The following is a 23310-nucleotide window of genomic DNA, read 5'->3' on the forward strand; positions in this document are numbered from 1 at the left end:
AATTTCAACTCAGCCCATGTAGCCGAGCATTTTCAAGCGTTCGATAATCTCTTCGTTCTCTTCGGCGGTAAATTCCAACTCTTTATCTTCCGGCAATTTTTCCTGAGATGAATAACTCAACGGATGAGCGTTAATAAAATCTTGGCGAATTACCTGAGTCAGAACTTTGCCATCCATGTCTTCGGGAACCGCCTGTCCGAGCAAATACAATATCGTCGGCGTCACATCATAAATGCTGGTTTGTACGGCATCAAATCCCTGTTTAATCGCTTCGCCGTTTGCAATCATCACGCCTTCCATTCTGTGACAACCGGAAATTCCAAAGGCTTCGACGATAAATTTATTCGAGGTGAAATCGGCGTTGCCAAGCGGCAGATAACGCATATCACGCGGCAGAAAAGAAATATCCGGCGCATCGGGAACCCGCGCGCCCGTATAAATTTCTTCGCGGCGATGAATGCGCCCAACCCAAGCTTCGCCGGTTGCCGGGTCGCGCAATTCTTTTAACTTAGTGACAACCTCATCGCACACCTTGTCATAATCGCTCGCATTCACGGAACCGTTCGGTTCGCGCCCTTTGAGGTTCACATAAATCTGCCCGTAATTCCCTTTTGAAAAAGCCCGGGTTTGCGTCCAGTCTACATCGTTGAATGAAAGGAAAAATGTTGAGAGCGCTTTGGAAGCCCCGGCGTTGTTGCTCACCCCACGCGCCGGGCGTAATTTTCCAAGCGGAATTTTTTTCACCACTTTAAAAGCGTTTTCAGGCGTGATGCCCAAATCAAACATCACCTTCTTCAGTCGCGTCCTGGCATCGCGTTTCAATTGCAGAAAACCCTGTTGTAAAAGCCAGATGTTAAATGAGCAATATTTATGCGCCGCGCCAAACCCATGATCGGATGCCACCCAGATGAGCGCATCTTTCCCCGCAAGTTCGATTAACCGTCCGACGATTTCATCGACGCGGCGAAAATATTGATATACCGCTTCGCGATATTTGGCGGCTTCGGCTTTGTCGTGACGTGGATGCGTCTCATCAAAAATATGCCAGAGTTCGTGTTGAATGCGGTCAGTGCCCCAGAAATATTGAAAGAACGCATCCCATTCATACTCGGTCATCAGATACTCTGTAACTTTGGCTTTGTATTCCAACTCATCATTGAGTTCATCAAGCACACCCTGGGCATTACCGTTGCCGTAAGTCTGCGACAGGTGCAAACGATAGGTTCCCAATTTGGTTTCCAACTCTTCAAGCAATCCCAGCGGATAGGTAAAATCTCTGCGACCTTTAGGGGTCATAAAATCGGCAATCAATAAACCATTCACCGCGCGCGGCGGATAGGTGCAGGGGAAATTGTGAACGATGACGCGCTTGCCTGCGGCACTCAAAATATCCCAGATGGCTCGCCCGTGTCTGAGGCTTGCGTTTACCGCCAGTTGCCGGTTCGATTTCTGTTCGCGCATCACAAATTCAAAAATCCCGTGTTTACCGGGGTTTTTCCCGGTCATAAATGAAGACCAGGCGACAGCAGTAATCGGCGGGAAAGTGGTTTCCAGATTGGCGCGCGCGCCGTTTTGAATCAAGCGGGCAAGGTTCGGTAAATAGTCCTTTTCAATCAGCGCATCCAAAACATTGAACGATGCGCCATCCAGTCCAATGACCAATAATTTACTTCGCATAAATTTGACCTTCGTGCAAAACAGAAATAATACGTTGCCGGATAAGCTTTATTCAAACGGCTTCGTTATACCTTCAGGGCTGTAACAAAGTCTGGGGTAAATCCAAAAGTGCTTCTCTATGAGGAATCAGAAAACTTTTTAACTGGGAACGCGGACGTCCACGTCCGCCGACTTCACGGCTGCGGACGTGGACGTCCGCGTTCCCAATATCACGGCTTCCGACTTTGTTACAGCCTGGTTATACCCTTCAGTCATCGGGTAATCGAAACTCTCCTTGAAAGCCCGCTCTAAACCATGAATAATGCACCAACAAAAACCGGAGGCAGAACGTGCAACCAACCTTTTTTGCATTGCAAACTACCGGGCAAACTATTTTGCAAACCGTACTGGATATTTTGCCCTATTTATATCTGATGCGAATGCCCATCGTGACTGCTTTGCTGCTGGTTGCGATTCCCTATCTGGCTTATAAAACCAATGCTTCGGCATTGCTCAAGGGATTGTTCGATGTCCGTGGGTTCGGATTATCGGTGGTTGCCTTGCTTTCATTTTTAACTGCCTGGACAATTTTATTTACCTCGAAGTTAGTTTTGTTTCAGGGTCCAAAACGATTCAGCACGTTGACTCCGTTGCCGCTCAACCCGGATTTCCCGTGGTACGATTATCTGGTTGGACTACTGGCTGTGCCGATGATTATCGGCGCGTTTATGAATTTTAAAAGCAGCTTTTCTAAAATTCTTCAAGGCATCGGGCTTGCCATTCTCGGAGGCGCACTTTCGATTGTCGCTTTACAAATCGCGATTCACCCGAAAACCGCCCAACTATTTGAAGACTATTTTTCCTTAAAAACCATTTTCGACTTTTTGGGTAAAGGGTATGAAAGCGGTCATCACAGCGTTGCCGCAGCATTATTTGCCATCTCGATGTTGGTATACGCCAGCATCGGCATCGTGAAATATTTCCGGTTGAATTCACGGCGCTTTTCCGAACTGGTGCCAACCCTTTCTTATGTCATTCTCTTGATAATGATTTTGTGCTGGTTGATTTCCGGTATGACTTTCTTTCTGGATTTTTATCGCGTGCCGGTGTTTATGGTTATCGCTATCTTGCTGCTGATCACCGCACAGTTCAAACAAACCGATTATTACTACAACATTTTCCCTGCGAAAACTCTGCAACAAGAAACACCGAAATCCGCCCCCGATGAAATCATGCGAAAGGAAGCGCCTGAATATGCCATTGTCGTAGCTGCAAACGGCGGCGGCATTCAGGCATCGGCGTGGGCAGCGCAGGTCTTGACCGGATTGCAAGAGACATTCGGCAACCAGTTTGGCAGCCACATCAAAGTCATCAGTTCGGTTTCAGGAGGCAGCGTCGGTTCGATGTATTTCGTCAACGGTTATACGGCAGATGGCCCACCCAACGGGGAGACCTTGAATCAAATTGTCGAAAGCGCCATGCGTTCAAGTCTCAACGATGTTTCCTGGGGATTGGTTTATCCGGATTTCTGGCGCGTGATCTTGCCATTTTTCGGAGATTCGGCAATCAGCCGTGGGTGGGCGCTTGAACAGGCTTGGAAAAAAAATTGCGACACCGCAAAATGCGATTTATCAAAGTGCCTTTCCGAGTGGCGCGAAGGCGTCAACGCCGGATGGCGACCGGCTAATATTTTCAACGCCACGGTTGCCGATACCGGACAGCGATTTTTAATGGCAACAACTAAAGTCCCTTCTAAAACCTACAGACCGCAACACGATGCATTCCTGTCACAGGGGAGTTTGAGTTTTGAAAAAGCCTATCCCGATAAAGACCTGGCGGTAGTGACCGCGGCGAGACTGTCTGCCACTTTTCCATATGTAACGCCGGCAGCGCGCGCCGATGTCGAAGGGGTGACGTTCCATGTCGTCGATGGCGGCTATTATGACAATTATGGGATTGCCAGCCTGGTTGAATGGCTCGATTACGCTTTACAAAAAACCAGCAATCAAATTAAACGCATTATGGTTTTGCAAATTCGTGGCGCTGCGCCCTCAACCCTGCAAGCGGAAAACAATCGCGGCTGGTTTTATCAAGCCTTCGCGCCGATTGCCACGCTCTTGCATGTTCGCGATACCGGGCAGATTTCGCATAACGATATTGAATTGGATTTACTGCAAAAGTTCTGGCAGGGAAAAAACGAAGCGGAACGTGTGATAATCGATACCGCGATATTTGAATATCAATCGCCTGATAAAAATGAAAGCCCGCCGTTATCGTGGCACCTTACCGAGCAGGACAAGGAAAATATTCGTCAAGCCTGGCGCGACGTTCTCGCCGGTAAAGATGATTACAAAGGTCTGGAAAAGATGAGAGATTTTCTCAATCAAAAATAGTGTTCCATTCAAGAATTAATTAAAACAACACACGACGAATGGCTTCGCCGACGCTTACCTGCATTGATGCGAGTTCGTGTTGATTAGCCACCTCTAAAATTTTAATGATTTCATCATATTTGCCGACAACTAGCGCCTGCCGGTTATCAGCAGACCAACCGGCAATTCGCACATCATTACTTCGATCAAAAACTTGAACCTGTTGCATCGTCCAATTCGCGGTTTCCCAGATTCGCAAAACTCCCCAGCCACCCGACGCTAAATATTTTCCGTCCGGCGACCACATCATATTCTGGTTGTACCCCCCATTGTCTAAAACCTGAACGGCTTTGCCGGTCACCGCATCCCAGATGCGCACCGTATCATCCTGCGCGAGCGACGCAATCCATTTTCCATCCGGTGACCACGATACCATGCGAATGGAATTTTTATGTCCTTCGAGTTTGAACACCTCTGTGGCCTTCGCGACATCAATAATATGAACCATATTTCCGAGTCCACCCGCCGCCAGATATTTACTGTCGGCTGTCCACGCCACGCTGTTTAAATAACTCTTATCTTTGAACTCCATCAGCATTTGACCTGTGGCAGCATCGACAACACGAATCAACCCATCCCAGCCGCCGGTTGCAATGTATTTGCCATCGGGCGACCAAGCCAGAATTTCCAGTCTATCGGTATGCACTCCTTGTGAATATAACTTCCTGCCATTCGCTACATCCCACACCCATAAAGTTCCATTGGCATCGCCTTCGGCAATTTGTTTACTATCGGGCGACCAGACCAGGTTATCAACGAAACTGCCGCCTGCCTGAAATCGTTGAACCGGTTCCAGGTTTTGCGCATCCCAGATTTCAATCGCGCCATCGTGTTCTCCGGTTGCCAGATATTTGCCATCCGGTGAAAAAATCACTTGCCACATCAACACATTTTTATTGGTGATGACCTTTAACGACTTACCGTTGGTGGCGTCCCAAACCCTCAGTGTTCCTCCACCTATCCCGAAACCTTGTCCATGCACAGAGACAATACGTTGACCATCGGGCGACCAGGCAACGCTGTTAATCACTCGGTGCCAGTTGTAGCGGTTATAAATGTACGCCATCAAAATCCCTGCGATAACGATGAACAAGATACCGGCGACGATTGTTCGCTTTTTCGCCTTGCTCATCGGTGGGCGAAGCGGTTTGGCGGTTTCGACGTTGGGGTTGATTACCGGGAACAATTGCCCTGTATCTTTTTTGAGGCGCAACTGGCTGCCGCAATGTTCGCATTTCACAGATTCCGAAGTTGAACCGGGCAGAGGCGCAGCGCAAGCCGGACAAATCTGTCGTTGAATTTGCAAGGGTCTTCTCCTCGATTTAAGTAATAATGTTGCCGAATAATGAAGGATTTATTGGGCGCTTTTCAAGATTGAATCACCCACATTCATTTTTTTAAGACCTGTTTGATGAGGACAACCTCTTCGCGTCCGACTTCACGACTTAGCAATAATGCAGCAAGATAAATCAGTCCCAAAATGGCGAGCTTAACCAGGATTAAAATTTTTGATGCCGGTGAATAAACCATTGAGAGCGCATAGACCGCTGCGGCGCAACCCGTCAGGCGTATGATAGATGTAATTGGCATCAAGGTTTTAAATTTCGTAAACAGATAAATCGACCCGGCAATCACCCCGCTTAACATCGCGATGGTTGTCGCTACCCCTGCTGCGGTCAGTCCATAAGCCGGGATTAAAAAATAGTTGAGAACGGCGCTGATACCGAGAGCCAGTATGCCGATTGCCAGCGAGATTTTCGGATTGCCGCTGGCTGAAATGATGGTCGTCAAAATATAAAGCAAGCCGAAAAACAACATCCCGAACGCAACCACCATCAACGCTCCCGCGCCCGGTTGATATTCACTCGGATAGAGCACGAATAGTACCTCGCGGGCGTTCGCCGAGAACAAAGTCGCGGTCAATAACATGATCATTAACGAATAGCGCAAAGTATTGCCGATATACTTGCGGGTCTTTTCCCGGTCATCAACAAACGACGCTGCGGAAATCAGCGGAAAAATGACAAAGGTTACCGAGATGATAATCTGATAGGTGATATTGGCGATGTTGATTGCTGCGCCATAATCCGCGGCGTTGCGACTGGCAATCGTCACATCATCTGAAGACAAGGCTTTGACGAGCATCAAATCAACTTTCTGCAACAGATTTAAAACCAGGGTGAATAACAACAGATAAGTTTGAAATTTGAATAATTCGCTGGTTTGAACTTCGCCAAATCGTGTGCCGCGTCCGGCAACTACCGCAGACAGCGCCAACACACTTGCCGCAGCCAATGCAAATCCTCCGACGCCACCGGCAACACCCAAACCGAATATGACAAGTAAAACGATAAAGGCAAATTTAAAAGTTGAATACGCCATATCGAGCGCGGCTTGGGTTAAAAATTTTTTCTGACCGTTAAAATAACCAATAAACACGGCATAAAAAGCATACGAAAGGGTAATCAATGAAGCGATGCGCAAATAGTCGGTCAACCGTTCATCATTCAAATAATCGGCAATAAGCGGCGACAAAAGAAAAAACCCCAGTGCAGCAACTCCGCCAACCAGTAGTTGTAATTTGAGAGCCTGGAATTTGACTGAATCGGCTTTTGATTCGTCCTGGGAAATATATTTTGAAACGGTTTGCTGAGTGCCGGTGACAATAACCGCATTGATGATGGAGATCGCGCCGATGACGACTTTATAGAGTCCGAAATTTTCTTTCGTCAGCAATCGCGGCAAGGTGAATTCGATGCCGTAACCGCTGATGATAAACCAGAGTTTGGCGAGCGTAATATAAATCGTTCCGCGACCGGCGGTTTTCGCAACATCAGGCGTTTGGTTTGCGGGCGGGTGTGTAACTTGCGACTGAGCCATTCATCCTCAAAATATGATTAATCATTTCAGTGAACCGCGAACCGACGATTTGCCAATCATAAGCTTCAACCAATTGTCGTGCATTGACGCTCAACCGTCGTTGCAATTCGCGATGGGCAATTAAATGGTTGATTTTCTCAGCTAACCTCTCAGAATTGCCAGCCTCAAACAGTAATCCGCTTTCAGCATCAACAATAATTTCCGCAAGCCCACCGACATTTGAAGCAATAACCGGAACCCCTGCCGCCATCGCTTCAAGCATAACCACAGGCACGCCTTCCGTTCGTCCACCGGGTAAAACCATTGAAGGAATCACCACCGCATCGCACGCGGCAAGCAACTGACGTTTTTCATTTCTACCAACCTGTCCCAAAAACTCGGCATTGAGGTTGAGTTGTCCGGCGAGCGATTTGTAGTTATTTTTTTGCTCGCCTTCGCCGGCAATTAATAATTGAATGTGGGGCAGGTCGGCTAATGCCTTGAGCAAAACCGTCAAGCCTTTGATTTCAACCAATCGACCGATGAATAAAATTTTGCCAGGTACAGAAGGTCGAATCTTCGCCGATTGATTTAAAGCTAAATTTTTTGCGAATGCCGGAACCGAAATCCCCATTGGAATAAGTTCGATTTTCCCCTTTGCCTGCGGGTAGAGCGCAAGCAGTTTTTCCTGCAAATCGCGGCTGACGACAACCACGCGGCTGCTTGCATCAACCATAAATTTCGCCAACCAGCGACCGATGGATTGACCCCGCAACCAATGCAAAGCCCCCGAATGCTCGATTAATAAATGCGGTTTATTCAGCGCCCTCGCGATGACGGCTCCAATCATTCCCGAAGGCAAAAGCCAATGTGAACAAATCACATCGGCGCGAAGCGCCAGAACGAAAGCGCGAAGGAAAAATCCAGTTAGCGAAACAAGCAACAGAATTTTGTTAAAGAGATTTTGCGAAACCAGTTCATTCAAATCCCGACTGGCTTGCATTGGCTCAAATCTTGACGGGATAAAATTATTCGGACGTACCAATTGAAACTCATCATATGAATCATTCACGGCTCGCGCATCGTTTGGCGCAAACACCGTAACCGCAAATTCAGCAGCGAGGCGCTCAGCGAATTCACGAATATAAGCGCAGGTTTCATCTGTCTTTGAATTCGGAAATGAACTGGTTAAAATCAACAACCTTTTTTTATTGGTGGAATTCATCAATGCCTCTGCATCATTCATTGATTGGCTCTGCTTTTAAAAATCTCCTGAGCGGGCGCTTTGCCGATGCAGCCCAACCGGTTGTCAGAATTGACCATTTTCTTCTCAAGTAATTGCGAGCGATTAACCAACCGATAATCGGTACGACTTTAAACGGGTTGATGCCGGAAACCTCGTCGCCGTAGATGGTTTGCACCGGCACATTGGCAATTTTTAAGCCCTGGCGATGCGCCTCAAAAAACATCTCGTTGGGAAAGCCATAACGATTAAACAACCCTTCAATATTCAAGCAATCAAGCGCCCGGCGACGAATCACCGTAAAGCCGCATTGCGCATCAATTTTTTCTGAGAATGAAACCGCATGGCGAGTTAAAAAACTGAATGAACAATTGCCAATCCATCGCCCTAAAGGCATGCGCTTGATTGTTTGCGATAGAAAACGATTGCCTTTTACAAAATCAGCGCCCTCGATTGCCGCATCGAGCAAGACAGATAAATCCTCTCCCGCCATTTGCCCATCGCCATCCATCACCGCAACGAAATCTGCATCACTTTTTAACGCCTGACGATAACCGGTTTTGGTTGCCGCGCCGACTCCCAGATTTTTTTCATGGCGCAATCGCTGCAAACGCGGGTCACCGATTGAATAAAGTTTTTGCCAGGTTGCATCGCTGCTGCCATCATCAACGGCAAAGATATAGTCAACGAAATCCGGTATACGCGCGATTGCCCGTTCAATCTGTTGCGCTTCGTTATGAATTGGCATGACAACCGCAACGAGAAAATTTTTATACATTCACACTCCCAGAATTCAATAATTCAATTTTCAAGGTTAGCTACTTGAATCACCGTCTGATTATGTATTGCGATCATAAATCGCAATGCCGCTCACCCAGCCAACCTGATGGTAATTTGCGGCGACGGCTTCGCGCACCCGCGCATCTTTTAAACTGTCTTGCAAAAGAATCAGTTTCGCCCGTTTTTCATTAAGCATCTGAATGACCGCTTCTCTGTCGGCTTTGGAAATGCCGACATTGCGCCACCAGACAAATTTGGTAGGGTTCGGTCGTCCTGCAAGAAAATAAAAGCCCGCGCCGCGTTGCCCAAACGAAAAAATATAATCGTCGGGTGAAGAGTTGGACTGAATCGCCTGCGTGAGTTGTTCAATGAATTCAGCCTGTTTGGGTGGCACGAGAATCCCTTGCGCGCGTTCGATATTAACCGCTGCGCGGTCAATAAAACGAAATTTAGCATCGAAGTTCGGAAGCCAGGAATTTTGCACGCCAACAAAACCAAACAGCATAACCACTGCGCCTATGACCCGATAGATTGCGGGTTTTAATAATGGCGATTGGGCGCTAAACATTTCCTGTAAAATTGGCACAGCTTTTACCAGCAACAGCGTCATCAACAAAAATGTTGGCGGCAGCGCGCGAATGACATGGTAGTAATCGGCTCGCGGGTAAATTTCCAGATAAGCGCCAAGCGCAAATAAACCGACGATGATCACCTGGCGATTGTATGTCCACCACTCGCGTTTATTGGTTAATGATTTTGCCTTGCCCGTACTCAGTGAATTGCGGATTAAAAACCAGTAACTAATCAGCAGCCCGATGGCGATGGCGAAAAACAAAAAGAGCGGCAGGTAAGCGACGGTTGCCATCGCCGAATTTTTAATAATGAAAGCGCGGTTGGGATAAAACAGCACTGCCCCGGCAACCAGAACGACCATCCCAACAAAAGCATTAAAATATTTCAGAGTTTTGCGAGCGACAACAACCCCAACCCCGCTCACCACCATCAACCCGGCAATAACCGGGATTAACCATTTCAAGCCGGGAAGCGCAACCGCGCGTTCTCCGCTATATGCCGAGGCATGATGCAGGAAGTGGTTAATCATTGCCTGGAGCGCCTGATGCTTCACCAGGTAATAAATCAACGGAGCCAGCGCCATCGCAAAACCCAGCCAGAAAATCGCGGCGATTTTAAAAGTATGAATCAAGCGTTGACCAAGTGATTTATTTGAAATTGTGAGTTGCTTGATAAAGACAATCAAGGTTGCTGCGCCAAATAGCAAAATCCCGACATTGTATTTAAAGAGAAAGACCGCGCCGACGCTTAACCCGCAAGCGAGTAACCAAATTGTTTTTTCGCGTTCATCAAACCTGAGCATGGAGTAAATACCGAACAGCACAAAAAGCATCGAATACTGCGTCGGAAAAACCCCGAATATATATTTGTAACCGATCCAACTCAGCGTCAGCGCAACCGGAATTAACCCGAACCACTGCCCGACAAGTTTTCGCGCGACCAGGTAGAGAACGAGCAAGGTCGCCAGTTTAAAAGCGAATAATCCGAGATGAACGGTCAGCAAATTCGTGCCCAAGATTTTCATCAGGAAGGCATTGAGCCAGAGGATGCCCGGCGTGTAGTTGTAAAGAAAATCGCGATACGGCACTTCGCCTTGAAGCACACGTTCGGCGGGCGAGATGCTGTAACCGATTACCGAAAGCCACACGCTGCGATTGTAAAAAAGTCCGTAACAGATGAGTCCGGCAACAAGGGTGATGACCCAAGGCAGACTGCGCATCACCAGGGTTTGCGGGGTTTTGGTTTCGGACTCAATTTGTTCGGTATAAACGCTCATCAATGCTTTTCGAGAATCTGCACGTCGCCGAATTGTCTGGTCAATTTAAAATTCTGATTAATAAATTCGCGCATTGGCGGATATTTTTCGGCTTCCAAATCTCTTGAGTTGGTGACAATCACTTGCACATCTTCGCGTTTCAATGCCTCAAGTGTTTCAATGCGTTCGCGCTCTTTCACACCGACCCCACCCCAGAATTGCGCGCCCGACGGATTATTGCGGTCAGCGAGAAAGAGAAATGATGACCCGGCATAGGATTCGGCAAAAAAATAACCGCCTTCCGGCACACGTTCGCGAAGGTAACTCGTCACCTGATCGATTTCAGCGGCTTTTTCAGCGGGAAAATAGACGCCGCGACCGCGAGCGATTGCGAGTTCAGTTGTGCTCTTGAAACGCAATGCCCGATCAAAAAAGGTCTGTGCAAAAAGTCTTGCGCCCATCACAAACAGTAAAAGCGGAAGTATCGCCAATGTCATTTTGAGGTTCAAATTCGCGCCGATGAATTTTTCAATCAACGGTCTGAAATTAAACAGCAGAAATAGCAGCAACAGGGCGACGAATGGCATGGCGGCGATTGCCTGTTCACGCGCAAATCGCGGGAAGGCTTCCATCAAGGCAGCAGCGGTAAATAAGGTAACCAGCAAGCCTGCCCGTTGATTGGCGAATTCAAAACGGCTCGCGTAAACCACAAAAAGCAACCCGGCAATAATCGTGAAAACCGGCAGATAGAATATCAACGCATCAACCCAACTTTGCTTACCAACCAAACTGCAACCCGCGATTAACAAAACCGCAATCAGTGAAATCGCAGTTGAAATAACCGGTTGCGCTTTAACTTTATTCATCATTAACAAAAAGATCCCAAGCAAAACGGCAAAACCGAGGGGAATGAAAGGCATTGGCGCAGCCGCGAGTCTATTCAATAAAAATTCACCGGGTCCGAAAAGTAAGGCAGCAATCATCTGTCGCAATGCGCCTTTCGACCAGATGAAAAAAAGCGTCGGCAAGACCGGCAAAGCTACGCCAATGAGCAGCCACGTGATGGGTTTTAAACTGGTGAAAAAATATCTGATAGAAAATTTCTTTGAGGTTTCATCGACCAGAAAACTTGCCAATGTCGCCAGCACGGCATACGCGCCGATGTTGTGTTTGAACAATGTAAGGACGCCGAGCGCAATTCCGGCAGATAAAATCAATGAACCATTCAACCGTTTGCTCAAAAGAAAAAACAATGCCAGCGCCAGAAATAATGCTCCATAGTGCATCGGTACAGCTTTAAATGGGCCATTAGGTCTCAGCCAGATTAATGAAAATGCCGCTACAACCAGCGACCAACTGATCGGCAACATTCGTCTGGCGCATAAATAAATCACCAGCGTTGTACCTACTTTAAAAAGCATGACCGTAAACAAGGCATTGAGCAGGGTGATGCCGAATAATTTAAAAATCGCTGCGTTGAGATAGACAATCGCCGGTGGATAGAGGGTGTGAAAATCTCTGTAAGGGATTTCGCCATCAAGCACACGCTCAGCGCCGTACAGGTTATAGCCGATTGAATAGGAGAGCGAGTTTTCCCGATTATAAAGCTCAGAAAAGATGGCGACGGTCAAAAGCGCCAGCAGTAAAAAGCAGAAAATGTTCCTTTTCAATTGGTGGTTATCGCTCATCTTCGCTTTAGACTTCGACCTGTTTGGTGGGCACTGTCCCGCCCTGCAATTCTTTTTTCAAGATACCGGCGCTTGAAGTGTAGATGATGCCGCCAACGAACGCATTCAACATCACCGGCGCGAACGCCAGAAATGAAAACATCAACGCCTGTTCGCGGGCAATGCCGAGATTGGCAAAGAGCGCAACCAGCGCCCACTCGCGAACCCCAATGCCGCCGCCCCACGTCGGCAACATTCGCACAATATCAATCAACGAGATAAATGAAAATAAAATCGGGAAACTCACCGGCAAATTCATCGCCTGCGCGACGATGAAACAACCCAAGCCCCAAGCTACGCGAATGAGAATGGAAAGCAGAACGGTCATTAACAACATCTTTTTATGTTTTCTAAGTTCCGATGCGGCTTCAAGGGTTCGCGCGACGGCAAGCCCCAGGCGTTCCAGACCAACCTTTCTGCCAATCCATTGCGCCAATTTGGCGAGCCTTGATGATAAGAACTCGCTCATCAAACTTGCTGAGGCTAAAAACGCGACGGCAAGTACGGCTTCACCGAGATAGAATGCCCGACCTTCGGGCAAATCATTGCGGCTCGCCAGGGTCGCAAAAAAACCCAGTGACAACAGGACAAACAGCGCGACCAACCGTTCATAAATGAGCGTTGATAAGACAAACGGTTTATCGCGAACCTCACGGTCGGCATAAATGAGTCGCGCCACATCACCGCTGATGCCGCCACCCGGCACAAAATTGGTGAAGAAAATGCCGATGAGATAGTATAAAAACAACCGGTGAGTTTTTATTTTTTGCCCACGCACATTCAAAATCACGCCCCAGCGATAAGCCATCAACCAGTTCACCAGAATCGTCATCAGAACCGCAAACGGCAAGTATGAAATGCGTGTGGTTTTGATAGCTTCCAAAAGCGCGTGAGTATCGGATTTGTAAATCAACAGGGCAAGCGCGCCGATCCCGATACAGACCTGAATCACGCCGCGCCAATTCAAGCCGCGTTTTTTTTCCAATGTTTGATTGTCGTCTTGCGCTTCACTCATTCGATTCATTGAATCAACAGGAAAAATAGAAAATTTTGAGAGTAAATTTCCTAGCTCTCCCTTTCTCCCTTTCTCCCTTTCTCTCCTTCGCCCGTTCTCCCCTTCTCGGAATGACGCGGTTTTGAATGGATATTCATCCACATCTGAGCAATTTCTCTGAGGGTTGAAAAGATATGACTGGCGCGAACTGTAGACCTGCCCGCCTGACGCGGATAATGGCGCACGCCGATTTCAACCAATTTCATTCCGTAGTAACGGGCTTTCGCGAGTATCTCGGCATCGACAAAAAATTTCTTCGATTCGATGGTCACGCGGTCAAAGACTTCACGGCGAAATAATTTAAACGCGCAATCAACATCTTTCACATTGATACGAAATATCATGCGCACCAGCAGATTATAGCCCCAGGCTAATACCAGGCGGGTGAGCGGGTCAAAGCGATAGATGCGAAAACCGCAAACGATGTCGGCGTTTTCAATAAGCGGCAACAGGTTTTTGATTTCCCGCACATCGAATTGATTATCTGAATCGGTATAAAAAACCAGTTGGTGACGGGCGCTGGTAAAGCCGCTCTTTAATGCCTGCGCATAGCCTTTGTTGGGCTGATGATGAATGACGCGAATGTGTTCGGGATTGGCAACCGCAAGTCTATCGACAATTTCCGGCGTCTGATCAACCGAACCGTCATCCACAATGATGACTTCCCAATCCGTAAGATTTAATGAGTCTAAAACCTCGACCATTCGCGTTGTCGCGATTTCAATATTTTCCTCTTCGTTGTATGCAGGCAATACTGCGGAGATGGTGTTAAATGGCATCGAATATTTTTTGGATTCTTTCGTTGTTAATTTTCTTCGGCTTTGGTAATGCCTGATAAATCCGGCAAGGGAATTTTTTTAACGGCTCGCCTGTCATAAATTTTAATTGCCAGATTGAGTTTACCGGCTTCAAATTCATCCTCGGTCAATAAGCCTTTTTCCATTAAGCGATATTTTAAATTTGAGAAATCCGTTTCCACATTTTTTCTAATTGCCTCAATATCGGTCTTGTATTTCTCTTTGCCTTTCCAAATCAGCTTTTGAAAATCTCTGGCAACTAAATTCAAATCGTCCTGTGTGGTATCGAGCAAAGCGGCGAGATATTCAAGCGCCGCTTCATCTTTATCCTGCAAATAAAAAGCGCGGTCGACGCTCACACGGCTAGTGGTTCCCGGCTCAAGAATCTGGCGCAGGTAAAAGACCGGGCGTTTTCCCGGCGCAATCACCGTCGCGCCACGTTCCGCATTACCGGTCAAAGCGTAAATCGCGGTTGGCGGAAAGCCTTCGGGAATTTTTTTGAAATTATGGTGGTTGCCGCTGCCGATGCTGCCGCCAAATCCATAACCTGGACTTTCATCATCCTGCACAGAAACAGAAGTTTCCAGGTGCAAATCCCGGAGTATTAACGCGGCAAATCCTTTTGCTTTACTTTCGCTGAGCAGATTGTGAGTCATCAGCCAGAAGATATCCGGGACAGCTTGGGTTTTGGCAATATCAAGTAAGACTTTTTGATTTTCCGCCGGAGACAGTGCCAGAAGAATCAAGACTTGATGCGGATAGTGCGTATAGATTGGAACCAAGGCTTCTGCGGGTACGGTTGCATTCAATTGAACCAACGCATCAAGCGCCACGTTTGAGAAAGCAAATTCTTCATAATGATTCCGGTTCTCTCGGTCTGCGAGTAATTCAAGAAGCAACGGCGCTATCTCTTTCAAATTATGTTTGCCAATCAGATATGCTGCCCAGGCGCGTTCACTTATTGAAGATGAATTTGCCAACCGATAAATTTCATTCTTAATTTGTTCGGTTTGGGTATGGGGTTGGAATTCGTTGCTGATTTGCTCCGGTCTATCCTGACCGAATGCAGTTCCCGTCAAAAGCACAAAAACCAAAAGCGCAAAGCAACTTTTCATCGCTTTACCTCCAATCTCATCTTTTGCACGGGTGAAATCATGAATCGAAATATCAGGCTGGAATCTTTAACTGATTGTCATACCAATTATTCACGGCAGCAATAATTTCATCCAAAGATTTATTATCAAGAAATTTGAATTTACTCTTTTGATTTAATTTTAAAAGAGGCTGATTATCCGCCCCAAACGCAGGTTCTTTAATCCACCGATAATAGCCTTCGTCCGTTTGCATATTAAAAATAAAGAGACACAACGGAAAAGGAATGTCTTTGGGAAAGGTAATTGGTTTCAAGTTAATCCTGAATTCATCCTGAGATGGCTTTAAGAGTTGAACTTTTTGGTGACCGGGTAATCTTTTTACTTCCACACCGAAAAATCTGCCGGTTGCTACTTGCCCATTTTTAATTTCAACTAATAAGTCGAATCCATAATTATTGCTTTGCTCATGAATTTTCAAATCGTCCCTTCTCGTCAGATACACAGTCGCAAGCGCTTCGGCTCTTTTGGCTAGTAAAAAAGAGTTACTTTTCTCCATTGAATTATCTCCGTCCAAGGTCATAAAATTTTGATCGCCCTTTATGCATTTTAGACTTTTTCCAATAATCTCTCACCTCCTCCCAAAGGAACTTTTGATTATCTTCATTGATTGGGAAATGCGTGGGCAAACTGGTCAAGCCTTTTTTCCACCGTTTCTTTGCAGAAAGAATAAAACCTTTTTCTCCGACTTCATCTATGCCTACAACGTAAGTTGGCGCACAATATGAAGCTAAATTATTAAGTTCGTCCTTGCTGACTTTGATTTTAAGGCGATTGCCTTTTCTTGTATAACCGAGTCTTGTGGTTTTCACCTGAACGAAAAAGTATGCCGTCGTAATGCCACTACCTATTAATTCAATGATAAAGTCTATACCCGGCCATTTATCTCCTAAAAATTGAGGACGAAATAAATGATACTTCCTACCATAAGCTTTGGTAAGTAATACGATAAATAAGGATTCGCCTCTGGCTCCAATTTCATTTGACATATCAAACTTTAGCCAAAATAGATTCTATTTCAGGAAAGCTACCTCTGTAAGTCCTGCCGATTACTATTCCCAAATTCACAATTCACCTCTACTTCCAAATCATTCTAACCGAGATAACCGAGCGCGCGCAGACGTTCGCGGATTTCTTCACTGTCTTCGTCGCCCATCAATACTTATAAAAACTCAAGGTGATTTCGCATTTCATCGGCGGTTTTCCTATCTACTAAACTCAATAAACGTTTCAACTGTTCTCCAACTGAGTATCGCTGACGATAAACTACAATAATTCCGCCGTGTTCTCTTCCTTGACTCAGATAACTCTCATGAAGCCTGCAAAAATCTCCTACATTAAAAGTATAAAGTGTGCGCCCTTGAGCAGTGGCATACTCAAGTTGAGATTCATCGGATTCGCCTACCATTCCTGCATCAAACACTGTTATAACATCAAGCCCGCGTGCACGAAGCCCTTGAACCAAGGCGTGCGACATTGCATCTTCGTCAATGTATAACTTGATTCTCATAACCCCTACTACCTGGCTCTACTTCGTAAGATACATCCAACCTGAAACGGCTATGGTTTCTTAAATTTTGTTTCTAACCCTTCAGCTTCTGCTCTTTCCGACTCTAAATCACTTTCGATTTCATCACGGTTGCTATGATAGTAAGCCAGGGCAGTATAAACCTGTGCCAGATTTAATTGGGGGTATTCGTCCGCGATTTCCTCAGCGTTCATGCCTCGCTTGTAAAGAGAGACAATTTGATTAACCGTGATGCGAGTGCCTTCAACCCTTAACCGTCCCCCACATATATCTGCTGTTCTGACTAAGTTGGCTAATCCTACACTCATAATTTGTCACCTACTTCCAAATCATTCTAACCGAGATAACCGAGCGCGCGCAGACGTTCGCGGATTTCTTCACTGTCTTCGTCGCTCATCACATCGACATCGCCTGAGCCAACATACACCGAAGCATCCGACCGTCGCACAGGGGTTTGTCGCATATACTCTTCGGTAAAAATTTCTTCCAACACGCGACCGTCCATATCTGCGGGAACCTCTATGCCGAGGGTGTGCAAGATGGTCGGCGCATAATCGATGATGCGCGCTCCGGTGTATTGCACCCCTTGTCGCAAATTCGCGCCGCGTCCAATCATAATGCCGTGCATCCGATGGTCGCCGGAATTGCCATAGACCGGAGTGATGAATTTGTTCGAGGTCAAATCCAACGTGCCGAGCGGTTTGTTGGTCATATCGGTCGGCAGAAATTGAATGTCAGGCGCTTCTTCGGTATGCGCGCCGCTGTATAAATCTTCGGGTCGCCAGATGGGACCGATTAGCGGTTGTTGGGTTTGCGGGTCGATGAGGTTTCTTAGACGCGAAACGACATCCTGCAACACCTGTTCGTATTCCGCGCCGGGTTCAACGATGCCGTGTTTTTCGCGCCCTTTCAGATTGATAAAAATTTGCCCGTAATTGCCTTTTGAAAAAGCTTTGGTGCGTGTCCAATCGACATCTTCAAGCGATAGCATTAAAGCATTCGCCAGCTTCATCAACTTTGAACGATTGGTAACGCCTACGGACAGCCGCAAATGCGCCAAGCCAAGTTTCATCGCCGCGCGATATCCCAAATCGGGCGTCAGTCCCAATTTGAACAAGGCTTTTTTCAAGCGCGTCATGGCATCGCGTTTTAAAACCAGCAGCCCTTCATCTATCAACCAGACGTTGAAGCAGAGAAATTTATGAATCGGGCCAAAGCCGTGATCCGACCCCATAAAAATCGTGGTGTCTGAATCAACCGCATCGAACAACGTTCCTAGTGTCGCGTCAACTGTGCGCCAGTATTCGCGTATGCGATCAATATGGGTGTCGTGCTCTTTTTGATTGAAGAATGGATGCGTTTTATCCAACACATGCCACAATTCATGTTGAAAGCGGTCGGTGCTCCAATAATGGGTGACAAAAACTTCCCAAGGGTAGTTTTGCATCAGATAAAGGTTGACTTTGGTCTTATACTCCAACTCTGTAAAAAACTGGTCGAGCATCTTATCGACATTGCCGGGCGCGTAAACTTCTGTGATGTAGAGTTGATAATCACCAAATTTCGATTCGATTTCCTGACGAAGGCTTGCGGGATAAGTGAAATCCTGGCGTCCGCGTGGGGTTAAAAAATCTGCGACCATCACGCCGTTGACCATATTCGGCGGATAAGTGACCGGCATATTGGTCACAATACCGGATTTGCCGAGATTGCCGAGCACGTCCCAAAACGGCAAGCCATCGCGTGTACGTGAACTGATGGGAGTATCGGGGAGTTCGCCTGAACCTTTGCGGCGCAGTAAGAATTCCAGTACGCCATGCTTTCCGGGATTGGTGCCGGTGGCAAACGACACCCAGGCGGTCGGGGTGATTGGCGGAATGGTGGTTTCAAGCGGTGAGCGTACCCCTTCACCAATGAATTTTTGCAGACGTGGCATCAAGCCTTGCTGCATTAACGGGTCGAGAACGTCAAATGTCGAGCCATCCAGCCCGATGAATAAAACCTTATTACTCATAAACGAAAAACTATAGTAGACGAATTATTGAATATCAACTGCGCGAATCTCTCAGCAATACCGCTTCTCGTTTGCCGTTTTTTATCAAGGCAACAAGCTGCTGCCATTTTTCCGAAATGCGGTTTAATTCGCGTTGGTCATAAAATCGCAAAGCCAGTAGCGCAAAGGGAAACATCAACGCGATACAGGCTTTGATGAGTCCGGTCAGCACCAGTAAGGTTTTGCGTGGCGAAGACGCAATCGTAAAATCAATAGCATAAAACGACGCAATGATGATGCTGCCGATACCGAGGATCATAAAAACCCGTCGCCATTCATAGTGGACAGGAAAAAACAGATTGGACACTGTGTAACGAATGATGCAGAAAAAGGCATAAGAAAGCAGAGTGGAAATGCTTGCGCCGATGCTGCCATAACGCGGAATTAACCAAAAATTGAGCGCGATATTGAACAAGAGCGCGGCAATGGTCAATAGTGGACCATACAGCGTCCGTTTGCGTAAGGTGATGCCGACGTTCAGCACCCGCGACGCGCTATCGAGCACCACCGACAATGCCAGCAACGGCAGAATCGTCGGAAACAGGTAATAACTTCTATGAGCAAATAATAACAATCCATTGCCTGCCAGCGCCGCGACACCCAGTGCCAGAAACATACTGACGAAGACGATATAGGTCAGCACCCGCGAATAGTATTCATCGGCACCTTCTTCATTCATGACCTTAAAGCGCATCACTGTCCAGACCTGTGAAAAAGGCATAATCGCCAGCGCCGTGACCGCGCCGGTAACATTGTTTGCCAGCGAATAAACCCCGACTTCGGTTTCGCCCGAATAGCGCTCCAGAAAAAACCGGTCAATCATAATGAAGAGCGTCGAAGCGATGGCGCTGAAAATAAACGGCGAACCGAATGCCAGCAGGTCGCGTACTTCCTGAAATGAAAATTTCAGACTGAGATCGCGCCAGACCGCCACATAAAATATCGCTGTTTCAAACGCCACGCCGATTAATCGCCCGATTAAAACCATCTTCACAGAGGCTTCAACAAAATAGACCAGATAGCAGATCAAAGCGATTTGTACGATAAACGCGGTGATGTTCAACCCCGAATACCGTGCCGAATAAAATTTGGCGCGCAATATCGAATCGGGAATGATATTGATGACTTCAAAAAAACCGATGAGAAAAATCAATCGTAACAGGTCTGGACGTTGAGATTCGCCTGTGAATGCCCGCATAGCGATGTGCGGAGCCAACCAGTAGAGCACGGCGGTGAATAAGATTGTTGAGCACAGCAAAAAGATGAAGGTTGACCCGACGATGCGGTGGCGATGCTCAGGGTCTTCGGTATCGTAATAATGGCGAAAAAATGCCTGGTTTAATCCGAATTTTAAAACCACAGAGACCAGCGTGAGCGTCACCATCATCAACGCCAGAACGCCATACTCGCTGGCTCGCAGTTTGCGCGTATAGAGCGGAATCAGCAGCACGCCAAAGGCGCTGCTCACAAAACTGCCGATGCTGTAAATTATCGTGTGTTTAACCGTATTTTTTATCTTGTCGTAAATCGTGGCGGCATCTCCTTTAATTGCGGATTGCAGGGCAGGCTCAAGCCTACTGCGGATTGCGGATTTTTTTCTGTTGATTGATTTGCATAAATATCAAGATTGCCAGCACCATAAACAAAGTTGTCAGACTCAAATAAATGGATGTAGTGAATGGTTTCGGCGCGAACGAAAATGATACCACATGACGCCCGGCAGGCACGCGCACCGCGCGCATCGCGTGATTGGCTCGAAAAATCTCAACCGCGTTGCCATCAATCGTTGCCTGCCAGCCGGGATAATAGGTATCGCTCAATATCAGTATCCCTTCGCCTGCGTTTTCAGTTTCAATGACTACACGGTTGCGCCGGTCTTCGATGATTTGCGCTTCACCGACACTGAAATTCTGCGGTAATGCATTCCCTTCGCCAATTACCGCTTCGCTCTTTATATCGAAATCGGATTGTCGCAAGCGCTCCGGCAAAACCGCTTTCAAACCATTTTGAGAAGTGACGCTTTTAACAAAATAAGCTCGCGCAAGAGCATTCAAATTTTCATATAGCGCGACACCCTCGGCTTTCATAATCAATTGATGATTCAAAGGCGGCGTTGCCGATTCATAAGTTATGACATAACGCACATTCAAGGCATCAAAAAAAGGCGACGTCGTTTCATCGAACACCACATGGCTCAGACGGTCTTGCGGCTCAATCAATGAACAGAATTCTCTATAGGCTTTCGGAAAGAGTTGGTCTTTGCCGGTCACGCTTGGAATCTGGTAAGCCAGCAAGGTATTTGGCGGAGCGATGACTTTTTCTTCGCTCAAATGAGCGCGCCGGTTCGATTCGATACCGGAAGGCGTGATGAGCACCCGTCCGGGCGGCAAGGTTTTCAATTTTTCGGTAATCGCGGTTTTCGGAAAAACCCGTGCGGCATCGTGCGCTTTATCATATTGCCAACTGTTAATCGCCAGTTCGACAACCAAAAAAATCATCAACGACCAGTAAAAATAATTCCGGTTGAGTTGCCCTTGAATCCAAAGGCGCGAGAGCAGGTAGACCAGCAACAGAAAACCGAGCGGCAATAAAATATTCAGATTGGGCGGCGCAAATTGCGAACTCATCGCGGCAATTACGCTTTTCATATACGCCAGTTTACCGGAACCGGCGCTGTATTCGGCACTGGTGTTCCCTAACCAACCGGTGAGTTTGAACAGATAGAAAACCGAAATTGCCAACCCCGCAAAGCCATAAACCGCGATTACAAATTTCCCGGCAAGTCGAAAAAATCCGGTAAATGTTTCGCGGGGCGTATTCAGTAATCGGTCAAACCCGAAAGCCACCAAAACCGCAGCCGCAAAGATAAACAACACGCCGGCGCGAACGATGACACGAATTGTTTGTAATACCGGAATAAATCGCGTGAGGTGGACATAGAGCGGCGCGACCATCATGACAAAAATGGCAAATATAATGAGAAAGATAAAAAATGCGATGCGCTGTTGATGAAGATAATCATCAACAGGTACTTGCGAATCAACTGCCTCAACCGCGTCCAGGTTTTTTGACCGTTGCTCTTTAAAACTTAAATTTGTGGCTTCCTGATTTTGCCCTTTTGCGTCCCGGCGTTTTTTCCAGGTTGAATAAAACAGAAAACCGAGTGGCAACAATGCGGCAATGCTCAGATACAAGCTGTGGTCGTGTGAAACATTGAGCGCGGTAAACAGATTCACAAATTGCGGGTCGTAAGCCGTGCCAAACAGGTTGGGAAAAATCAGAGTCAACAGATACCAGGGCGGCAAATAAATAAAACTGGTTTGCACAGGAACAATGCGGCGATTCGATGCCTGCAACAATTCCATCACCGGTATCCATTGTGAAGCCGACAATAGAAAGCCAACAGCGAGGGTGACCGCAAGCATCAATGCCAGGCGTTTAGTCGTTAATGAGGCAACAAAATCTGTATGAGTGCGACGTTTTACTTTCCTACCGAAAACCAGATAATAAAGCGTCACCGCGCCAAGGTAATAAATCTGATTCGGCATATACGCCGAATAAAATTGCAACGCCACAAACACCCCGGCAAGAATGGCATACTTGAAATTATTTCGAGTGATGGCGCGATCAACAAAAAGAAAAATCAACGGCAACCACATCAAACCGCCCCACCAACCCAAGCCCGTCAAATGAAACAGCGAATGCGCAGAGAGTTCAAAGACCAATGCCCCGGCAAGCGCCCCGCGCGCGCTCACCCCAATGGCGATTAAAAAGAGATACATAAAAATCGCGCCCAAGATGAGTTCCAAAAGCCGCGCTACGGAATAACCGACAGGCAAATCCAAAAAAGTGTAGACCAGCAGCGTCGGTGAAAAGATGCGCGTCACACCGTCTGCGTAAATCGGATGCCCGGCGAATGTGTAAGGGTTCCACAAAGGCAGTTCGCCATTGCGATACGCCCCGACGATAAAATATTCTCTCGTCAAATACATATCGGTCGGGTCGCGGCGATTGTATGGATGATTGACCTTCTCATTTGCCGCATACCCCCAGGGCAATTGATTGTTCAGCGTATCAACATCAATGATGGTTTTGCCGAGAAAGAACACCTGCCAATACAACGCAACGACAACCAGAACGATGAAGGCGATATTCATTAAGTGGACTCGCCGGTTGGTTGTCGCCGTTTTATTCATTCGCTA

18 protein-coding genes are annotated in these 23310 nt (G+C 47.0%); 1 reads left to right on the forward strand and 17 read right to left on the reverse strand.

Annotated features, from left to right (window positions below; translation table 11 throughout):
• Window positions 1–9: 9 nt before the first annotated feature.
• The gene (locus AB1757_10130) at window positions 10–1677 is read right to left on the reverse strand and encodes an alkaline phosphatase family protein (protein MEW6127386.1); all 1668 of its coding nucleotides are present in this window, start codon (window positions 1675–1677) and stop codon (window positions 10–12) included.
• A gap of 329 nt (window positions 1678–2006) precedes the next feature.
• Between AB1757_10130 and AB1757_10135 the strand changes: the two genes are divergently transcribed.
• On the forward strand, window positions 2007–4049 hold the full coding sequence (locus tag AB1757_10135; GenBank protein MEW6127387.1) for a patatin-like phospholipase family protein: 2043 nt from the start codon (window positions 2007–2009) through the stop codon (window positions 4047–4049).
• A gap of 19 nt (window positions 4050–4068) precedes the next feature.
• On the opposite strand, the gene AB1757_10140 is transcribed toward AB1757_10135, so the two are convergent.
• The 16 genes from AB1757_10140 to AB1757_10215 all read right to left on the reverse strand — a co-directional run bounded on the left by AB1757_10140 (window position 4069) and on the right by AB1757_10215 (window position 23304).
• Window positions 4069–5394, reverse strand: coding sequence for a WD40 repeat domain-containing protein (locus tag AB1757_10140; GenBank protein ID MEW6127388.1), 1326 nt, complete (start codon window positions 5392–5394; stop codon window positions 4069–4071).
• Window positions 5395–5477: 83 nt separating this feature from the next.
• Window positions 5478–6968, reverse strand: coding sequence for an oligosaccharide flippase family protein (locus AB1757_10145; protein MEW6127389.1), 1491 nt, complete (start codon window positions 6966–6968; stop codon window positions 5478–5480).
• Window positions 6922–8193 carry a glycosyltransferase family 4 protein gene (locus AB1757_10150; protein MEW6127390.1) on the reverse strand — a complete coding sequence of 424 codons (1272 nt, stop codon included), beginning with the start codon at window positions 8191–8193 and terminating at the stop codon, window positions 6922–6924. Before AB1757_10150 ends, AB1757_10145 begins: the two co-directional genes overlap by 47 nt.
• The gene (locus tag AB1757_10155; GenBank protein MEW6127391.1) at window positions 8186–8968 is read right to left on the reverse strand and encodes a glycosyltransferase family 2 protein; all 783 of its coding nucleotides are present in this window, start codon (window positions 8966–8968) and stop codon (window positions 8186–8188) included. Before AB1757_10155 ends, AB1757_10150 begins: the two co-directional genes overlap by 8 nt.
• Window positions 8969–9028: 60 nt before the next feature.
• Window positions 9029–10819: a glycosyltransferase family 39 protein gene (locus tag AB1757_10160; GenBank protein ID MEW6127392.1), complete on the reverse strand. Its 1791-nt coding sequence runs from the start codon at window positions 10817–10819 to the stop codon at window positions 9029–9031.
• Window positions 10819–12468 carry a hypothetical protein gene (locus tag AB1757_10165; protein MEW6127393.1) on the reverse strand — a complete coding sequence of 550 codons (1650 nt, stop codon included), beginning with the start codon at window positions 12466–12468 and terminating at the stop codon, window positions 10819–10821. Before AB1757_10165 ends, AB1757_10160 begins: the two co-directional genes overlap by 1 nt.
• 25 nt (window positions 12469–12493) lie before the next feature.
• A complete protein-coding gene (locus tag AB1757_10170; protein MEW6127394.1) occupies window positions 12494–13549 on the reverse strand; it encodes a lysylphosphatidylglycerol synthase transmembrane domain-containing protein in 1056 nt (351 codons plus the stop codon).
• A 41-nt stretch (window positions 13550–13590) separates the two neighbouring features.
• Window positions 13591–14358 carry a glycosyltransferase family 2 protein gene (locus AB1757_10175; GenBank protein MEW6127395.1) on the reverse strand — a complete coding sequence of 256 codons (768 nt, stop codon included), beginning with the start codon at window positions 14356–14358 and terminating at the stop codon, window positions 13591–13593.
• Between the two features lie 26 nt (window positions 14359–14384).
• Window positions 14385–15491: a hypothetical protein gene (locus tag AB1757_10180; protein ID MEW6127396.1), complete on the reverse strand. Its 1107-nt coding sequence runs from the start codon at window positions 15489–15491 to the stop codon at window positions 14385–14387.
• 52 nt (window positions 15492–15543) lie between these two features.
• Complete coding sequence (locus AB1757_10185) at window positions 15544–16026, reverse strand: DUF4365 domain-containing protein (protein MEW6127397.1); 483 nt, start codon at window positions 16024–16026, stop codon at window positions 15544–15546.
• A gap of 4 nt (window positions 16027–16030) precedes the next feature.
• Entirely contained in the window at window positions 16031–16516 is a 486-nt protein-coding gene (locus AB1757_10190) for a DUF4365 domain-containing protein (protein ID MEW6127398.1), read from the reverse strand.
• 173 nt (window positions 16517–16689) lie between these two features.
• Window positions 16690–17037 (reverse strand): DUF5615 family PIN-like protein, encoded by a 348-nt coding sequence (locus AB1757_10195; GenBank protein MEW6127399.1) that lies wholly within the window; start codon window positions 17035–17037, stop codon window positions 16690–16692.
• A gap of 50 nt (window positions 17038–17087) precedes the next feature.
• Entirely contained in the window at window positions 17088–17363 is a 276-nt protein-coding gene (locus tag AB1757_10200; protein MEW6127400.1) for a DUF433 domain-containing protein, read from the reverse strand.
• A 26-nt stretch (window positions 17364–17389) separates the two neighbouring features.
• On the reverse strand, window positions 17390–19069 hold the full coding sequence (locus tag AB1757_10205) for an alkaline phosphatase family protein (GenBank protein MEW6127401.1): 1680 nt from the start codon (window positions 19067–19069) through the stop codon (window positions 17390–17392).
• 34 nt (window positions 19070–19103) lie between these two features.
• On the reverse strand, window positions 19104–20714 hold the full coding sequence (locus AB1757_10210) for an oligosaccharide flippase family protein (protein MEW6127402.1): 1611 nt from the start codon (window positions 20712–20714) through the stop codon (window positions 19104–19106).
• Entirely contained in the window at window positions 20683–23304 is a 2622-nt protein-coding gene (locus tag AB1757_10215) for a YfhO family protein (protein ID MEW6127403.1), read from the reverse strand. The genes AB1757_10210 and AB1757_10215 overlap by 32 nt, the downstream gene beginning before the upstream one ends.
• Between the last annotated feature and the right edge of the window lie 6 nt (window positions 23305–23310).

It is taken from the genome of Acidobacteriota bacterium (assembly GCA_040754075.1).
Classification (GTDB): Bacteria; Acidobacteriota; Blastocatellia; order UBA7656; family UBA7656; genus JBFMDH01.